The organism is Streptomyces sp. NPDC002130 (assembly GCF_040296465.1).
GTDB lineage: Bacteria > Actinomycetota > Actinomycetes > Streptomycetales > Streptomycetaceae > Streptomyces.
Window position 1 is genome coordinate 1 of record NZ_JBEOXI010001265.1, and the last position, 1,041, is coordinate 1,041.

1 protein-coding gene is annotated in these 1,041 nt (G+C 60.0%); it reads left to right on the top strand.

The features are described 5' to 3' along the window. Positions 1 to 447: 447 nt before the first annotated feature. Positions 448 to 1,041: AMP-binding protein (locus ABT116_RS50155; RefSeq protein ID WP_351648500.1), on the top strand; the 594-nt coding region annotated here is incomplete at its 3' end.

Sequence of the window (1,041 nt, forward strand, 5' to 3'; positions counted from 1 at the left end):
GCCGGCGGACTGATTCTCGCACTCCTAGCGTGCCTGGTCCCCCGCGAGAAGACCCGAGCCTGACCGCTCGGCAACCGGAGGGTTACCGTCGACGCCGACATTCACTAGTGTCTGCAACAGCCGGGTGCACAATGCCATTACATCATGCTCGGTGCATGAAGAAAACAGAGCTCACGCCGATCGGTTGCATCCACCGCTGGGAGGTCGAATCCCGGCATCGGACCAGCGAGGGGATGGTCACCTATCTGCGCTGTCATTGTGGGTCGTGGCAGACCCTGCTCACCGAATGGATGTCGGGCGGGGCAGCCTCGGCCGTTGCCGCACCGATAGTCAGGTCCAGGTAATGATCAGCTAATCGTTCCGTTTCGCCTCGCGTGACATGGAACGTGTTCTAGATTCAGGGTTGTATGCCTCGGTATCGCGGCGCAGACTCTGAAAGGGAAGACGATGCAGTTCAACCTCGCTGATGTATTCGAAACCGTCGCCAGCTCGGTGCCTGATCGCGTCGCCTTGACTTACGAGGGAGAGAACTTCTCCTACGCTGAGCTGGACGCGGAAGCCAACCGAACGGCCAATCTGCTCGCGAAAGCCGGCATCTCGCGCGGCGATCATGTAGCCCTGTTCCTGAAGAACAGCGTCGAACATGTCACGTCGATCCTCGGGTTGATCAAGATCCGCGCGGTCCCGATCAACGTGAACTACCGATACACGCCCGCCGAGCTCGAGTACATCTTCACCAACTCCGATTCGGTCGCGGTGGTCGTGGAACTGCCCGAGCATCAGCGTGTCCTTGCTTCCCTCTTCGGTGCATGCCCGAAGGTCAAGACGGTGATCGTGATCGGCGAGATCGACGCAGAACTGGTCGCCGCAGCGAAAGCGCATGAAGTTTCCGTGGTTTCCTTCGACGACGCTCGCGAGATGTCACCGGTAGGGGAGTTCGACGCTCGTTCTGGCGACGACGTGTACCTCCTCTATACCGGCGGGACCACCGGATACCCGAAGGGCGTCATGTGGCGTCACGACGACTTCTTCCGTAAGCCG